The 18,027-nt window shown below is 50.2% G+C and carries 7 protein-coding genes; 6 read left to right on the forward strand and 1 reads right to left on the reverse strand.

The window, feature by feature from the left end; translation table 11 throughout:
- The first annotated feature begins 319 nt into the window (after positions 1–319).
- The 6 genes from ICL07_RS20180 to ICL07_RS20205 all read left to right on the forward strand — a co-directional run bounded on the left by ICL07_RS20180 (position 320) and on the right by ICL07_RS20205 (position 13,779).
- Positions 320–1,969 carry an alpha-L-fucosidase gene (locus tag ICL07_RS20180; RefSeq protein WP_188089855.1) on the forward strand — a complete coding sequence of 550 codons (1,650 nt, stop codon included), beginning with the start codon at positions 320–322 and terminating at the stop codon, positions 1,967–1,969.
- Positions 1,970–1,980: 11 nt separating this feature from the next.
- Positions 1,981–3,912: a glycoside hydrolase family 97 protein gene (locus ICL07_RS20185; protein WP_188089856.1), complete on the forward strand. Its 1,932-nt coding sequence runs from the start codon at positions 1,981–1,983 to the stop codon at positions 3,910–3,912.
- A gap of 229 nt (positions 3,913–4,141) precedes the next feature.
- A complete protein-coding gene (locus tag ICL07_RS20190) occupies positions 4,142–6,961 on the forward strand; it encodes a TIM-barrel domain-containing protein (RefSeq protein ID WP_246485154.1) in 2,820 nt (939 codons plus the stop codon).
- A gap of 43 nt (positions 6,962–7,004) precedes the next feature.
- A complete protein-coding gene (locus ICL07_RS20195; RefSeq protein ID WP_188089858.1) occupies positions 7,005–10,130 on the forward strand; it encodes a SusC/RagA family TonB-linked outer membrane protein in 3,126 nt (1,041 codons plus the stop codon).
- Between the two features lie 17 nt (positions 10,131–10,147).
- On the forward strand, positions 10,148–11,740 hold the full coding sequence (locus ICL07_RS20200; RefSeq protein WP_188089859.1) for a RagB/SusD family nutrient uptake outer membrane protein: 1,593 nt from the start codon (positions 10,148–10,150) through the stop codon (positions 11,738–11,740).
- 107 nt (positions 11,741–11,847) lie between these two features.
- Positions 11,848–13,779: a sialate O-acetylesterase gene (locus ICL07_RS20205; protein WP_188089860.1), complete on the forward strand. Its 1,932-nt coding sequence runs from the start codon at positions 11,848–11,850 to the stop codon at positions 13,777–13,779.
- A 3-nt stretch (positions 13,780–13,782) separates the two neighbouring features.
- Here ICL07_RS20205 and ICL07_RS20210 read toward each other — a convergent pair whose 3' ends face one another.
- Entirely contained in the window at positions 13,783–17,871 is a 4,089-nt protein-coding gene (locus ICL07_RS20210) for a hybrid sensor histidine kinase/response regulator transcription factor (protein WP_246485123.1), read from the reverse strand.
- Positions 17,872–18,027 lie beyond the last annotated feature (156 nt).

The raw sequence follows: 18,027 nt of genomic DNA on the forward strand, positions 1-18,027 counted from the left end.
GGCTTGGTGGTAGCTGCTTTAAAGACTTGTATCATACTGCGCTATTGTTGCAGAAAAAATAATTGTAAAATTGACAATTTTTTATTTTCTTGCAGGCAGATAAAATTCCACGTTATGCACTCAGGCTATTTTCCTGCAACAGCGGCCGCTTGAATGGTGTTGCCAACTTACTGCGCTGTTGCAGGAAAATTACCCACTGCTCCACCAAAATTTTTCCGCCTTTCTATAAAAAAATCCTTGCTGTATTAATAGATCAAAACAGCGAGGAAGCGATGCCGGTTGATGCTATTTCCCTTTAACATATTAAAATATTGAAACCGTGAATAGAAGATCACTTATCAAATATCTTGGATTGACTGTTCCTGCCTATTTATTGTCGAAGCAGGCGGGCGCATCATCATGGGGGGCGCCGCTGGCGCCGTATACCGCGCCCGGGCCATTTACCGCCAGTTGGGATTCTTTGCAGCAGTACACGGTGCCTGAATGGTACCGTAATGCCAAATTCGGCATATGGGCGCACTGGGGACCGCAATGCGAGGCGGAGTACGGCGACTGGTATGCGCGTAACATGTACATAGAAGGCAGTGACCAGTACAAATATCATTTACAGCAATACGGGCATCCTTCCAAATTTGGTTTTAAGGATGTGATCCACCAATGGAAAGCGGAGCAGTGGGACCCTGAGCAGCTGGTGGCTTTATACAAGCGGGCCGGCGCGAAATATTTTTTCGCCATGGCCAATCACCACGACAACCTTGACCTTTGGAATTCCCGCCACCATACATGGAACGCGATGAATGTGGGTCCTAAAAAAGATATCATCGGCAGCTGGGCCAAAGCGGCCCGTAATAACGGCTTGCCTTTCGGTGTCAGCATACATGCGGCTCATGCATGGACCTGGCTGGAAGTGGCGCGGCGGGCAGATAAAAACGGGCCGCTCGCAGGCGTGCCCTACGATGGTTCACTAACGAAAGCCGATGGCAAAGGTACCTGGTGGGAAGGGCTGGACCCGCAACAGCTCTACGCCCAAAATCATCCGCTGAGCGCAGACAGCGGGGATAACAACGCTATCTTCCGGCAATGGGATTGGCACAATGGCGCCACGCCGCCATCACCGGCATACTGTGAGCAATTCCTTAAAAGAGTCATCGATCTGATCGACCACTATGAACCGGAACTGGTTTATTTTGATGACACCGTGTTGCCGCTGTATCCTGTTAGCGACGTGGGATTGCAGATTGCGGCCTATCACTACAACAAAAGTATCAAACGAAACAAAGGCCAGCTGAAGGCGGTGCTGAATGGTAAGGTATTGAATGAAATGCAGCGCAAATGTATGGTGTGGGATATAGAACGCGGACAGAGCAACGTGATTGAACCTTTCGCCTGGCAAACAGATACCTGTATCGGTGCCTGGCACTATGATAAACGTGTCTTTGAAGGTAAATGGTATAAGTCCGGCAAAACCGTTATCCAGACACTGGCAGATGTGGTGAGCAAAAACGGCAACCTGCTCCTTAATATCCCCGTAAAAGGCAACGGTACCATCGATGCGCAGGAGCGTGCTGTCCTGGAAGAAATAGCCGCCTGGATGGCTGTCAATGCGGAATGTATATTCGATACCAGGCCCTGGAAAATATTCGGTGAAGGACCCGCCCTGGAAGACGTTGCACCGATTGCGGCACAGGGATTTAATGAAGGTAAAGGCAAACCCCTGGGCGCCGGTGATATCCGTTTCACCACTAAAGGCGATTCATTGTATGCCATATTGCTCGGCTGGCCCGACGATGGTATGATAAAAATCAAAAGTCTCGCGGCAGGAAATACACTGCGACCGGAGAAAATTAACAGAATCGATATGTTGGGCGGCGGCGAACTGCGCTTCCAACAGCACAAAGATGCTTTGGAAGTTGTATTGCCGGAAAATAAACCTGCATTTACCTATGCTGCCGTTTTAAAAATCAGATAATATTTATAGGAATGAAAAAATGGATGCTACTATTGCTGGGCCTCGTCGCCGGTATGGAGCTGTGTGCCCGGCAATTAACCGTACAATCGCCCAACGGGAAAATAGCTGTCACGCTTTTTCCCAAACAACCCGCCAATAACAACGGAGAATGGTGTCTCAGCGCCTCGTATATGGCTAACGGAAAATCGTCGGTGGTGATTCCCCACATTGATATGGGTTTAGTCCGTAACGACCAGGATTTTTCAAAACAACTGAAGTTCGTAAAGGCTGGTAAACCGCTGCTGGTCAATGAGCGGTATACCACGCTGCATGGAAAAAAATCCGTTTGTACCAACCAGGCCAACGAAGTAGTGGTAGCTTTTGAAAATCCTGCTAAGGAGAAATTCAATGTCATCATCAGGGTATATAATGATGGTATCGCTTTCCGGTATGAGTTCCCGGAAAAGAAAGGAACATTTACCGTAAAAGAGGAATTGACCGCCTATACCATTCCGGCCGGAACCATGCGCTGGATGGAAAAATGGAACACAGCCAATGAATGGTATTACACTGCCACAAAAGGGGATAAGGTCGTTCAACAGGATTGGAGCTACCCGGCGCTTTTCCAGCCGGAAGATAAGTCCTGCTGGTTCCTGCTGCATGAGGCAGACGTGGACGGCAATTACTGCGGCAGTAAGCTCCGCAATACGGCCGACCCTTCAAAGTACAGTCTTGCTTTCCCCGATCAGCGCGACGGTAAAGGCACCGGGGCTTCGGAGCCGGTGATTACCTTACCCTGGAAGTCGCCCTGGCGGGTGATCGTCATGGGCGGCCTTTCAGACATTGTTGAATCTACCCTGGTGGATGATGTATCATCTCCTGCCGTCGTTCAAAACACCAGCTGGATCAAACCGGGAGTGGCATCGTGGAATTACTGGTCCAGCAACCATGGTACCAGAGATTATAAAATCGTTTGCCGTTTTACCGACCTGGCCGCTGAAATGAACTGGCCTTATACGCTCTTCGATTGGGAATGGGATGCGATGGGTAATGGCGGTAACCTGGAAGATGCGATTAAATATGCCCTGGCAAAAGGAGTGAAACCCCTGATGTGGTACAACTCCGGCGGCCCGCATACCGATGTGGGCGCCACGCCCCGCGACCGGATGCTGACCCACGAAAGCAGGGTGGCTGAATTTGCCAAACTGAAACAACTGGGAGTGGCAGGCGTGAAAGTCGATTTTTTTGAAAGCGAAAAACAGGATATGATTAAATATTACCGGGATATCCTGGAAGATGCCGCCCGTGCCGGAATAATGGTGTATTTCCACGGCTGCCTCGTACCCAGGGGCTGGGCCAGGACCTATCCCAACCTGATGACCTACGAAGCGGTACGCGGTGCGGAGTGGTACAATAATACGCCCGACCTGACACAGGCAGCGCCTGAACATAACGCCATTCTTCCTTTTACCAGAAACGTGGTGGGCGCAATGGACTACACGCCGGTTACCTTCACCAATTCACAATACCCGCATATTACCTCATATGGGCATGAACTGGCCCTGAGCGTGGTGTTTGAATCCGGTATCCAGCACATGGCCGACAGGCCTGAAGGTTACCTGGAGCTGCCCGATGCGGCCAAATCGTTTTTGAAAGCCGTACCGGCCGCCTGGGACGATACCAAACTGGTAGACGGATACCCGGGTCAGGAGGTGATCATTGCCCGTCGTAAGGCTCATACATGGTACGTGGGAGGCATCAGCGCGGGAAATTGGGAAAGGAAAAAAACAATCCGGTTTAATTTCCTGGAAGAAAACAAAAAATACAAACTAACCCTCATCGCTGATGGCATACACGACAAAACTTTTAATACCGAATACCGCGTCATCGATAAAAACAGTACCCTGGAAATAAAGCTGCTCCGTGCCGGCGGTTTCGCTGCCACCATAGCGCCGCTTCCCTGATAATCCGGTAAATACCCTTGTATATAAACAATCACCAGGCTGACCTTCGGGTTGGCCTTTTTTAATGCTTGGGATACTGAAATTCAGTGGTTTGCAACATTTGATACCCCAGAATGCAACATCTGCTACCCTCCAGATTCCCTAACATTAACCAACTTTACGGCATTATTCCACGTAAGATTTTCACCACGTTATGAAAAGGACAATAACTGTCGCTTGGCTTTTGCTAATGCTTGTTTACCACGTTTCCAGGGCAGGCACGCCGTTTTATTCACAAACCAAAGACGGGGTCATCGTTTATACAGATCCCTCTTTTACCGGTACTTCCAACATCGTAAGGTTATATGTAGTGACAGATGAAATCATCAGGGTAGTAGCGGCGCCCGGCAAAGAGCTGTCACCGGCGCAGCACCTTATGGTAGTGAATGCCAACAGGCCGCTGCCGGAATGGAAGCTGCTGACCTCCAACGACGCGGTGACATTAAAAACTAAAAAGTTGACCGTGGTGGTGAAATTGAAAACAGGTACGGTTACTTTCCTGGATGCCAACGGAGAAAAAATACTGGCGGAGAAATCAACCGGCGGACGAACTTTCAGTCCCGCCGTATTTGATGGACAGCCATACTATCAGCTTACCCAACAGTTTGAAGGAGCAGGGGATGATGCCTGGTATGGCCTCGGCCAACACCAGGATGGGGTGTATAACTACAAAGGGCAGCAGGTTACTTTTTTCCAGAACAATACAGAAGTGGCGATTCCTTTTCTGATCTCCCCCAAAAATTATGGTATTCTCTGGGACAACTATTCGCTTACAACAGCCGGTGATATAAGGCCGCTGCATCCGTTGTCTGCGTTGCAGCTTTTCTCCAAAAACGGGGAAGCCGGATGGCTGACGGCCACCTATGCCAATGATGTGCGCAAGCCGCAGGAGCTGGCTGCTACCCGGGCGGAATCAGCAATTGACATGGAGTTTTTGGGAGATTCAAAAGTGATGCTGCCACAGGTGTTCACACCGGCTACCGGTATCGCCTCCTGGGAGGGCAGCCTCGCCAGCCATGTTCCGGGGCTGCATCAACTGCGGTTTACCTTCGGTGGCACTTTAAAGGTATGGCTCAATGGAAAACTGGCACTGGAGCACTGGCGCAAAGCCTGGAACCCGGCACCGGCATTGTTGCCGGTCAATTTTGAAAAAGGACAGAAGATACCCGTCAGGATTGAGTGGATACCCGAAAGCCCGGAGTCTTACCTGTCCTTAAAATGGCAGTCGCCCTTGACTGAAGCGGAACAACGTTGTGTTGGATTTTCTTCAGAGGCGGGCAGGCAGGTAGATTATTATTTCGTGCATGGCGGTAATATGGATGAAGTGATTGCCGGCTACCGCGGGCTGACCGGCAAAGCGCCCATCGTTCCCAAATGGGCAATGGGCTTCTGGCAAAGCCGTGAACGGTACAAAACACAGGAAGAGATCCTCTCTACGGTTGACCAGTTCCGAAAGAAAAACATACCGCTGGACAATATCGTGCTGGACTGGAGCTATTGGAAAGAAGCTGCCTGGGGAAGCCAGGAATTCGATCCCGCCCGGTTTCCCTCACCCGATAGCATGATCGATGTGTTGCATAAAAAGTACCATACACAGATCATGATATCGGTATGGCCTAAATTTTATAAAGATATTCCTGCCTATCATGAATTTGATAAAAAAGGATGGTTGTATAAAAGAAACATTGCTGATGAACAGCGCGATTGGATTGGCAAAGGCTATGTATCCACTTTTTATGATGCTTTTAATGAAGATGCCCGCAAAGGCTTCTGGGACCTCATTCATCAAAAACTGTATACCAAAGGAATCGATGCCTGGTGGATGGATGCCAGCGAACCGGATGTCCTCTCCAATGTAAGCCCCGGAAAACGAAAGCTGCAAATGACGCCTACTGCGCTGGGGCCTGCAGCGGAATACCTGAACGCCTATCCGCTGCAAAACGCCAAAGGTATTTACGAAGGACAACGGGGAACTGACCCCGACAAAAGAGTGTTCCTGCTTACCCGCTCCGGCTTCGGAGGCTCGCAACGTTACGCAGCGGCTATCTGGAGCGGCGATATCGGCGCCACCTGGCGAGATATGCAAACACAGATCGTGGCAGGTATCAACTTCTCCCTCTCGGGCCTGCCTTACTGGACGATGGACATCGGCGGATTTGTAGTGCCGGCGAAGTTTGAGAAACCGGATGCCGCCAGCCTCGAAGAATGGAGGGAACTGAACACCCGCTGGACACAGTTCGGTGCATTTGTGCCGCTGTTCCGCTCTCACGGACAGTTTCCCTACCGTGAAATATTTAACACGGCGCCGGATGATCACCCCGCCTACGAAAGCTTCCTGTATTATGATCAACTCCGGTACCGGTTGTTGCCATATACCTATTCACTGGCCGGCGCAGCATATCACGATCACTACACCATTATGCGCGGACTGGTCATGGATTTTGCAAAGGACACCGCTGTCCGGAACATAGGCGACCAATTTATGTTCGGCCCTTCTCTGCTGGTGAACCCGGTGTATCATTATAAACAACGCAGTCGTGAGGTATACCTGCCCGCAGGTCAGGGTTGGTACGATGTTTATACCGGCGCCCGTCATGCCGGTGGTAGAAGAATCACCGCCGACGCGCCCTATGGCCGTATGCCACTGTTCGTAAAAGAAGGTTCCATTATTCCGGTAGGACCGGCATTACAATACACTTCCGAAAAACCTGCCGACACTATCACGCTGTTTGTATACACCGGTAAGAATGCCGCTTTCCGCTTATACGAGGATGACGGCGCTACCTATAATTACGAGAAAGGACAGTTCACCATTATCCCGGTGGATTATAATGAAAATACAAAGATGCTCACGATAGGCGACCGTAAAGGAACATATGACAGCATGCTGCAACAACGCACCTTCCGGGTGGTTCGCGTAGGCGCTGCCAGCCCCCGGCCGCTGGACCCGGACGCAAAGGCTGACCACGAAGTACGTTATGAAGGAAAACAATTGACGATCAAAATATAAGTACCGGTTTTATCAACTTCCAAAATCCAAACGCCCGACTTTTATGAAAAGAATTCAAAGTAATACACGACAGTTATGGTTATATGCCTGGCTGACGATCATACTGCTGATAAGCCATTCGGCTATTGCGCAAACGCAGCTGGTAAGAGGCCGTGTTACCTCCGGCAAAACTGCCGCCTCGGTGGTGGGTGCATCTGTTACCGTGAAAGGTACTGCCAAAGGTGCCGTTACCGATAACACAGGTTTCTTTAAAATAGAAGCCGCTCCCGGCGCCACGCTGGTGGTGACTTCCGTGGGGTATGTACCACAGGAGGTAAAAGTGACCGGCACTGAAATGAACCTGCAATTACAGGAATCCGTTACCCAGATCGAAGACCTCGTAGTGATCGGTTACGGTACGCAAAAGAAGAAGCTCGTTACCGGCGCCAATTTACAGGTAAAAGGCGACGACCTTCAAAAACAAAGTACTACAAATGCCTTACAGGCCTTGCAGGGCCAGGCGCCCGGCGTGCAGCTGACCAGCTACTCCGGTCAGCCCGGTTCAGCCATGAACGTGGTTATCCGCGGTAAAGGCACCGTAGGTAATTTTGCACCGCTGTATATTGTCGATGGAGTACAAACCAGCGACATCACTTACCTCAACCCGGCCGATATTGCTTCCATCGATGTGCTGAAAGATGCTGCATCCGCCGCTATCTACGGTTCACAGGCGGCTAACGGCGTTATACTTGTTACCACCCGTACCGGCAAAACCAACCAGAAAGCGCAGGTAACACTGGATGTTTTTTACGGACTGCAGAACGTGGCGCGCAAAGCAAAGCTGCTCAATGCAAAGGAATACGCGGTCATTATGAATGAAGCGGCCGTCAACTCCGGTAAAACGCCGTATTTCACCAACGATGTGATCGACAACATGCCGGCAGGTACCAACTGGATGGACCAGATGTTTAAAAAGAACGTACCTACGCAGAACTATGTGCTCGGCGTACAGGGAGGCAGCGCCAATTCCGTATATTCGATGTCGTTAGGTTATACCAGCCAGGGTGGTATTGTCGGCGGCGCCGGTATTTCCAACCTGGAACGCTACACTTTCCGCATCAATTCTGAACATAAGCTATATAAAGATATTATCAAAGCCGGCGAGCACCTGACGTTCAACTACCAGAACACCTACGGTATCGGCGTGGGTAATCAATATAACAACTCCCTGCGCGCTGCATTTACCACCAGCCCTTTTCTGCCTATGTATGACAGCGATGGCAATTTCTTTGCCGCAGACAAAACCGGCTGGTATCCCGGTCAGCCTGACCGTGCCTGGAACAACGGGGAATCCAATCCCTATGCAGTGATGTATTATTCCAACCAAAACCGTAACAGCAGCCAGGGATTGTTTGGAGACGTATACCTGCAGGCAGAACCTATTAAAGGACTGAAGTTTCGCACCAGCCTGGGTTTGAACTACTACGCCAACCAGAGCCATGGTTATACGCCCGTATATCATCTGTCTATCTACGCTTTCAACGATACTTCCAGGGTAACACAATCCATGGGCAGCGGTCAAACCATACAGTTTGACAACTCCCTGAGTTATGATTTCACCCTCGGTCATGATCATAGCTTCAGCGTAATGGCGGGTACATCGGCGTTAAAAGCTACCGGCGTCAGCATGACGGGTAACAACCGTGATCTGCGTATCGCCGATATATGGCACGCCTATTTGTCCGTAGCGCAAAACGTGACCAGAGGCGCGCCTTATATGAGCCTGAGCGGCGGTCCGTTCACCAACGCGCTGGCCTCTTACTTCGGCAGGTTGCAATACAACTACCAGGAGAAATACCTGCTGAACCTCACTTTCCGTGCCGATGGCTCCTCCCGCTTTGCGCCGCAAAACCGCTGGGGTTATTTCCCTTCCGCATCTGCCGGATGGGTGGTTACCAAAGAAGGATTTATGGAGAACGTACATTGGCTGAACTTCTTCAAGCTGCGTGCTACCTGGGGCCAGGTGGGCAATCAGAATGTGGATGCTTATCAATACCTTTCACCCATTGCTTTCAGTAATGCGGCTTATATTTTCGGACCGAATGAAGGTGTTAATACACAGGGCGCTTACCCCAGCAGGCTCGCCAATCCCAACGTAAAATGGGAGACATCGGAACAAACCAATATCGGCTTCGATGCTTCCCTCATGAAAAACCTCAGCGTAACATTTGACTACTATATCAAAAAAACGAAGGACTGGCTGATCAGCGCGCCGATACTGGCTACCGCCGGAGCAGATGCCCCGCTGATCAACGGTGGTGATGTGAGCAATACCGGGGTGGAACTGGGACTTTCCTATCAAAATAATATCGGTCAGTCTTTCCATTACACCGTTGGTGTCAACGGCGCCTATAATAAAAACAAAATCGGTAATATCCCCACCAATGATCATATCATCCACGGGAACACCAATACGCTGTATGAAAACTCCCTGGAGTTTTACAGAGCAGCCAATGGCTTGCCTATCGGCTATTTCTGGGGATTGAAAACAGCCGGTATCTTCCAGACGGAAGCAGAAGTGAACGAACACAAAGGAAAGTCCGGTAGCCCCATCCAGCCGGATGCAAAGCCGGGTGATGTACGTTTCGTTGATCTCAATGGAGACGGCGTGATCGATGCCAACGACAAAACCATGATCGGTGACCCTAATCCCCGCTTTACCTTCGGGTTCAATATAGGGCTGGATTACAAAGGATTTGACTTACAGGTGCAGGCCTCCGGCGTGTCGGGCAATAAAATTGTGCAGTCATGGCGAAACCAGTCCAGCGCGCTGGGCAACTATTCCGCTGCTATCCTCGACCGCTGGCATGGCCCCGGATCTTCCAACAAGATGCCCAGGGTAACGGAAGATAACCGCAACTGGACACAGTTTTCCGACCTGTATATTCATGACGGCAGTTTCCTGCGTATCAATACGATCACACTGGGGTATGATTTCTCCAAACTGGTGTCCCGCAATTACGCCGGTAAACTGCGTATATACGCTTCCGTACTGAATGCCTTCACCTTTACGAAATACAATGGCATGGACCCTGAAATTGGCTATAATGAAGGCTTCTCTACCGGTGTGGACATTGGTTATTACCCAAGGCCCAGGACTGTGATGATAGGCGCTAACCTTCGCTTCTAACCAAAATCTACAAGCAAATGAAAAAACTACATATATATACGCTGCTTTTCGCGCTGGTATCACTGGCTGCCTGCAGCAAAAGTTTTCTCGATACAGAAGATGTTACCACCGCCACCGAGCAGAACTTCTATAAAACGCCTGCTGATGCTTTTAAAGCGCTGGTGGGTGTGTACGACGGTTTACAGACCGTTTGGAACGGCGGCGTTTCACTGCCTATAGCCTCGGAAATATTGTCTGACAATGCTTTCGGCGCTACTGGTAATTCCGATGGATTCGGTTACCAGATGATCGACGAATTTGATAAACTCCGTTCGCCTTCAGATCAAAGTTTGTTTGGCGACAACTGGAGCGCTTACTATAAAGCTATTTACCGGGCCAATATGTTGCTCACACACCTCGACCAGGTAGATTGGAAAGGCAGCGAAAACCTGCGCCCGGTATACGAATCCGAAGCAAGGTTTATCCGCGCTTACCTTTATTTTGATATGGTAAGACTGTGGGGCAATATTCCGCTGCTGGACCGTCCTTCTACGGACAATCTGCCGCAGGCCAGCCCGGAGAGCGTGTATAAGCTTATTACCGATGACCTGGTATTTGCGGCCAACAATCTCCCGGCGGTAAGTTATCCGAGCCAGCCTGTGGCTACCCATGGCAGGGTGACCAAATGGGCCGCCGAGGCGCTGATTGGGCGTGTATACCTTTATTATACCGGTTATTACGGGAAGACAGATCTTGTGGGCGTAGTATCCAAACAACAGGCCCTGACTTATCTCGAAAATGTGATCGCCAACGGAGGCTTTGCATTGGTAGAGAAATTTGCCAACCTCTGGCCGGCGGCATCGCTCAATGATTATGTGGGAGAAGATAACAAGGAAACCGTATTTGCCATTAAATACACGTATACCAGTGACTATAGCGGGAATGCAGATGGTAACTACTGGATGGTGATGAATGGTATTCGTGCGCAAAGCATTTACCCCTATGGCATGGGATGGGGCGGAAGTACTGTCAATCCCCGGCTTTGGAATGCCTATGCCGCTAACGATACCAGGCGGAAAGCGTCCATCATATCTATCGCCGATGAAGGACTGGCTTTCACCAACAGCAAAGATCAAAGGGAGTACACCGGTTATTACATGAAAAAGTATACCCCGCTGATAGATGAACTGGGTAACAGCCTGGCGGTGAAATTAGGTGGCACCAACTTTATGATCGGGCAGTACCAGGATTATGTATCTATCCGTTATGCCGATGTATTGCTGATGGCTGCCGAGCTGGGCTCTCCCAATGCGCAGCTGTATTTCGACGATGTCCGCAAGCGCGCTTTAGGCGATGGTTTTGTGTCGTTGCCGGTGAACCAGGCTAATATCATGCAGGAAAGAAGGCTGGAATTTGCCGGAGAAGGAATTCGTTACTGGGACCTGCTGCGTCAGGGAATCGCTGTTGCGGCAGCCGCCATCGCGGAAACCACGACGGTGAAAAATGGCGACGTCAATACCACGAAGACCATTCAGGCGGGTAAAATCAATGAAACGAAAGGGCTGTCACAAATTCCCTATTCCCAGGTGACTTTGTCAAACGGCGTACTGAAACAAAATGCAGGCTGGTGATCATCTCGTAGTTTGATATAAATGCATTGCACGCTATACATGAAACCCTGTTTTCCGGCAGCGATCATCATCATGATCGCTGCCGTTGTTTAACAACCTTAATTTTTATGATAAAGACATTTCTTTTGGGGCTTATATTGACAAGCCTCTTTTATGGCCGCCTTTTCGCACAGATCACCATGCCTAAAGTATTTGGCGACAGCATGGTGTTACAGCGTGAACAACCCATTCCCGTGTGGGGCCAGGCCTCGCCCGGAACGCCGGTAACGGGTACATTGGGTGCGGCGTACGCTAAAACAGTGACCGGTAAAGATGGCAAGTGGATGCTCCGTTTTCCGGCCGCCAAAGCCGGTGGTCCTTATACACTGAAGGTATCCGGCGGCAATGTTGCCATTGAATTTAAAAATGTGCTGATCGGCGATGTATGGCTGGCTTCCGGGCAGTCTAACATGGAGTGGCCGGTGAAGGACGCTAAAGACGCAGCAAAGGAGATAGCCGCATCTAACTGGCCACAGATACGTTTTTTGGTGGTGAAACAGCGCAAAAGCCTGACACCGCAGCAAGACATTACAGACGAAAAGTGGAAAGCCTGTGATCCGGCCACCACAGGCAACTTCTCAGCGGTAGCCTATTATTTTGCCCGCAAGGTCCACCAGGAGCAGGGCATTCCGGTGGGCATTATACAAAGCACCTGGGGCGGAACGCCGGTGGAGGCATGGACAGGCAGGGAAGGACTGCTGGCGTCGCCCATTACAAGGGCGCGGGTGCTGGCCAATGACACACTCGAGGTGGCTGATTTTGTACAGGACAGTTTGAACCTGGTGCGTTTCTGGGATATCATATACCATCCGCAAAACAATGCTGCACAGGAAGTGCCGGCGGATACATTTAATGATGCCGCCTGGCCTCAGGTGCAGATGCCCGCACTGGTGGGCGATTTTGGCGGGCCATACGAGGGAATCGTATGGATGCGTAAAAAGATCGGCCTGCCGGCGTCTTTTGCCGGCAAAGCTCTGACCGTGGAATTGGGGCATCCTGAAATGAACTACTCGCTATATGTCAATGGACATGAGATCTGCAAAACGGTATGGAGTGCCAGTCCGTTTCACCATTACACTGTCCCCGCAGCCATGCTGAAATCCGGCGAGAATGTCATTGCGCTCCGCATCGCCATGTTATGGGGTGGCGGCGGCCTGAATCCGCCTGCGGACAGTATCTACGTAACAGACGGAACTACCCGCGTTTCACTGGCAGGCACATGGCGTTACCAAAAAGATGCAGAAACACCGGCGCCGCATATACGAAACTATCAGTGTTACCCGGCCGTGTTGTACAATGCCATGATCCATCCGCTGATTCCTTATGCCATCAAAGGTGTTATCTGGTATCAGGGAGAAGCCAATGAATACGCCGCCTTCGACTACCGGCAGTTGTTCCCTGGCCTGATTAAAGACTGGCGGATACGTTGGACACAGGGCAATTTCCCCTTCCTGTATGTACAGCTGGCCAACTTTAAAAAGATCAAGCCGGAGCCTTCGGAGAGCGAATGGGCGGAAGTGAGGGAAGCACAGGCCATGACCCTGTCGCAGCCTAATACAGGCATGGCCTGTATTATTGATCTCGGAGAAGCGGGTAATATCCATCCGGCCAACAAACAGGAAGTGGGCCGCCGGCTGACGCTGGTGGCGGGCAAACAGGTATACCACCGGCAAGGCATTGCATCCGGGCCTGCATTTGCAGGGTTTAAGAAAGAACCGCATCGTATCCGTATCCGGTTTACGAATACCGGGGCCGGTCTTACAGTAAGAGACGGCCATGCTTTGACAGGGTTTGCCATTGCCGGCGAAGACAAACGGTTTTATTGGGCCAATGCCGTTATTGAAGGAAATGAAGTGGTGGTATCATCGGAACAGGTGTTAACGCCAACGGCTGTACGTTATGCCTGGGCGGATAACCCGGTTTGTAACCTGGTTAACTCCGCCGGCCTTCCCGCTATTCCATTCAGGACGGATAGCTGGAAAGGCATCACACAGCGGTAACGTTTATTCGTCAGCCTCTCCCTTACTCGCGGCATATTGTGAGGGGAGCACTTTAAACTCTTCCTTGAAGAATTTTGAAAACTGTTTGGGGTTATTGAATCCAACCTTATAGGCAATCTCCGATATGGTCATCCCGCTTTTTTTCAGCAGCTGGGCAGCACGTTTCAGCCGGATAGAGCGGATGAATTCCAGCGGGGATTTGCCGGTAAGGGCCAGGATTTTCCGGTACAGCGTTACCCGGTTCATATGCATCGATGTGCTGAAATCTTCTACCGAGAAGTCAGGATTGTCCATTTGTTTTTCAATAATGTCCAGCGCATTTTGCAGGAATGTTTCATCCATCGAAGTAACGGTTATTTCAGCGGGGTTCACTTCAATCTGTTTCTGAAACCGTTTTTGTAATAATTGTTGCTGGGCCAGCAGGTTTTTAATTCTCGAATCCAGTATTTCAAAAGTAAATGGTTTGGTAATGTAGTCATTGGCGCCGGCGGCAAAAGCCTGTAGCTGCCGCCCTTCATCACCTACGGCGGTGAGCAGGATGACCGGGATATGCGCCGTGCCGGTTTCTGTCCTGATATTTTTCACAAGGTCAATGCCGTCAGACAGTGGCATCATGATATCGCTGACCACCAGATCCGGATGGCATGATTTCACTTTTTCCCAGCCTTCCTTACCATTGACCGCTTCTTCAATATGGTACTGCATCCTCAGGTTGTCTTTCAGATAGAAGCGTAGGTCTTCATTGTCTTCCACCACAAGAATAGTTTTCATTTTGCCATTCTTCCGTGTCCCTTCAGACAGCATCCGGCTGGCATCTTCTTCCGTTACCAGTGGCGTAGTGTTACGTATGGCGGGGTCAAATATTTTTTTGGCCGGAATGCTGACGGTGAAACAGGTGCCTTTCCCCGGCTCGCTTTTTACCGTGATCACCCCGTGGTGGAGCTTTACAAATTCTTTGGTGATGGCGAGCCCTATACCGGTACCCTGGTTTACCATATCTGCAGGTACTTCCGTTTGGAAAAAACGTTCAAAGATTTTCTGCTGCTGGTTTTCGGGAATACCAATGCCGGTATCCCGTACTTCCATTATAAGCGTTGCATCACCGTCGCCGGCGGGCGGTGGCAGACAGGAAAGTCGCAGGGTAACCTGGCCATTGTCAGGCGTGTATTTGAAAGCGTTAGACAGCAGGTTGAACAGGATTTTTTCAATTTTATCCTTATCAAAATAAATTTCCAGGCTGTCAATCGCCGATGAAAAGTTTAAAGTGATCTTTTTCTTTTCAGCTATGTCAGTAAAGGAGCGGCTGATGTCGCGGGTGAACTGTACAATGTCTCCCATAGCCAGGTGCAGCCGTATCGCCTGTACTTCCATTTTCCTGAAATCGAGCAATTGGTTGACGAGGTTCAACAGCCTTTTGGCATTGCGGAGCACCAGTCCCAATTGTTGCTGCTGGTTTTCATCCGTTGTGTTTTTGATGATGGTATCTAGCGGGGATATGATCAGGCTTAAGGGTGTTCGTAATTCATGGCTTACGTTGGTGAAGAATTTTGTTTTCACTTGTTCTATGGTATGGGCGCGTTCCGCTTCGCGGCGTTGCTGCTCCACTTCGTACCGCATATGTATTCTGTCCAGCGTGATACGTCTTGCCAGCACAAGTACGCCGGCTATCGTCAGCAGGTAGATCAGGAAGGCGAAAGGCGTTCGCCAGAAAGGCGGTTCCACATGGATCTGCAGGGAGACAGGCTTGCCCCAGGAGCCGTCGCTGTTAAGCGCTTTAACTTTAAACGTATAATGGCCCGGATCGAGGTTGGTATAAGTAGCCTTGCGTTGGCTTCCATCTGTATATAGCCAGCCGGTGTTAAATCCTTCCAGCGTATAGGCGTAACGGTAATTTGCCTTCTGCCCGTAATCCAGCGAAGCAAATTCGATGGAAAATACATTCTCCTTATACTTCAGGCTGATGTCTTGAAGCTTCGACAGCGATTGTGCCAGCACCACCCGGCCATTGAGCATTTCCCCCGGTTTGATATTGGTGTTCAGTATCTGGAGGCCGGTCAGGATAAGCCGGGAGTGGTTGGCCGGTTGTTGTGTTTGCGCGGCGTTAATAATATTAAATCCGGAAGGTCCGCCGAAAATAAGTTCGCCTGTACTGGTTTTAAGCGCCGCATTTTCGTTGAATTCGCGGTTCTGAAGATTGTTGGATTCATCATAACCGGCTACAGAAATAGTGGTATTGTTGCCTTCCTGATGCGGCATGGCGCTGCAAAGGCCGCTGGGGGTGGAAAGCCACAACCGGTGTGTACTGTCTTCCAGTATATTGAGGATGATATTGTCCGGGAGACCATCAGCAACGGTAAACAGCTCAAAGTCGCCTGTATGCTCGTTGAAGCGGTTCAATCCTTCATGCGTACCTATCCATATGCTGCCTTTGCTATCTTCCAGGAAACAGGTCACGTTATTGTTGCTCAGACTTTTTTTAGCGGTGCTGTTGCGGTAGGTGGCGATCAGTTTTTCGTCGGGCGAAAAAAGCATGATGCCGTAGGTAGTGCCGGTCCATAAGTTGCCCTTACGGTCCTGCATCAGCGCGGCAATGTAGTTGGATGACTGGTTGCCGGTTTTTTCCCGGTAGAAGTGCCGGAAACGGCCGGTCTTCCTGTCAAACAGGTCCATTCCCGATCCCCAGGTACCTACCCACAGGTTCCTGTTTTTGTCTTCATAGATCTCCCATACTTTATCATCGGCCAGAGAAGAGGTGTCCTTGTCGTTGTGCCGGTAGCGGGTAAATTTTTTACCGTCAAAACTGTTCAATCCGCCGAAGTAGGTGCCTATCCAAAGAACATCCTGGTGATCGAGCCAGAGGCTTACGATAACGTTGTTACTGATGCTGTTGGGATTGCCGGCATCGTGCTGATATTGCCGGAAGGTGTTGTTTTTACGGTTAAAGTAGATAAGTCCGCCGCCATTGGTGCCTATCCAAAGATTTCCCTGCCGGTCTTCCACAAACCGGTTCACATCGTCGTAGGGCAGGCTTCGGCGATCGGACTCCTGGTGATGAAGGTGTGGAAACCGCAGGATATTGCTGTTGAGATAGTTGACGCCTTGTTTGTAGGTGCCGGCCCAGAGGATACCGTTATTATCCTTATACAGCGCGTTGATGCTGTTCTGGCTCAGGCTTTGGGGATTTTTGGGATCGTTGCGCAGGCAACTTGTCTCAAAATTTTTCTTTTTATCGATCAGGGTGATGCCGCCATGGTCGGTAGCTATCCAAATGACGCCGTTATTATCTTGTACTACCTGGCTGACCAGGTTGGACTGCAGCCTGGAAGGGGAGGAGGATTCATTAAAAGGCCTGATGGAGTTATCCTGCGGATGGAAAAGTCCGGCGCCATAGGCAAAGCTCCAAAGCCATACGTCACCGTCACTGTCAACAAAGAGGCTGATGGGCATGTTCCCCTGGGCCTGCTGTTGCAAGGCGGTGCTGTTAAAAATCATTTTTCCGGCAGCAATGCCATATTCCTGTAAAAAGCCATCCTGGTGCAACAGCCATAATTTGCCGGCGGTTGCTTCCTGTACGGCAATGGTTTTGGCCGCGTGGTTGACGGTGATTTTTTTCGTTTGTTGGTTAGCGTATAGGAATAAGCTGCCATCTTCATACAGGAACCAGTATCTTCCGTTGTATCCTTTCGTGATGCTGGCGATATTGCCGTCGGGCAGGCCCAGGGATTGCAGGTAACGGCCGTAGTTAAGGCTGAAACGTTCTGTGTGAAGGTCATAGATGCAGGGGCCGCCTTTGGTAGCCACCCAGATTTTTTCTTCCGGGAGTTCATAGAGAAAAAGCACGTAGTTGTCGGCCAGAGAGGTGCTGTCGTTTTGCCGGTTGCGTAACACTTTACAGGTATGACCATCGTAGCGGTTCAGTCCCGATACGGTGCCAAACCAGAGATAACCTTCCGTGTCTTTGAGGATAGCGGTCACCTGGTTATGTGATAAGCCGGAATAGATATCCAGTTTGGAAAAATTGTAGGGGGCAACCTGGGCAAGGAGTTGTAAAGGGAAGGCTAGTATCGCCACAAAAAAGAAAGCGCGCATCATAACGTGTTGGACTTATAAAATACAGTAGCATAGTAATGCCATTAGAATATCCCATGACCTGCTGCAAAGGCTAATGGTGGAATCAGTTTCCTGGACGGACTAAAAACATGCTAAAAAGTTACCCGGGAATCAATATGGACCATGTGTCCGTAAGTT

It is taken from the genome of Chitinophaga qingshengii (assembly GCF_014529935.1).
Lineage (GTDB): Bacteria > Bacteroidota > Bacteroidia > Chitinophagales > Chitinophagaceae > Chitinophaga > Chitinophaga qingshengii.

What these genes read in the sequence shown, in the direction of transcription:
- ICL07_RS20190 (WP_246485154.1), top strand. Translation starts at nt 4,142, where the DNA reads ATGCTTGTTTACCACGTTTCCAGGGCAGGCACGCCGTTTTATTCACAA.
- ICL07_RS20205 (WP_188089860.1), top strand. Translation starts at nt 11,848, where the DNA reads ATGATAAAGACATTTCTTTTGGGGCTTATATTGACAAGCCTCTTTTAT.
- ICL07_RS20195 (WP_188089858.1), top strand. Translation starts at nt 7,005, where the DNA reads ATGAAAAGAATTCAAAGTAATACACGACAGTTATGGTTATATGCCTGG.
- ICL07_RS20210 (WP_246485123.1), bottom strand. Translation starts at nt 17,871, where the DNA reads ATGATGCGCGCTTTCTTTTTTGTGGCGATACTAGCCTTCCCTTTACAA.
- ICL07_RS20200 (WP_188089859.1), top strand. Translation starts at nt 10,148, where the DNA reads ATGAAAAAACTACATATATATACGCTGCTTTTCGCGCTGGTATCACTG.
- ICL07_RS20185 (WP_188089856.1), top strand. Translation starts at nt 1,981, where the DNA reads ATGAAAAAATGGATGCTACTATTGCTGGGCCTCGTCGCCGGTATGGAG.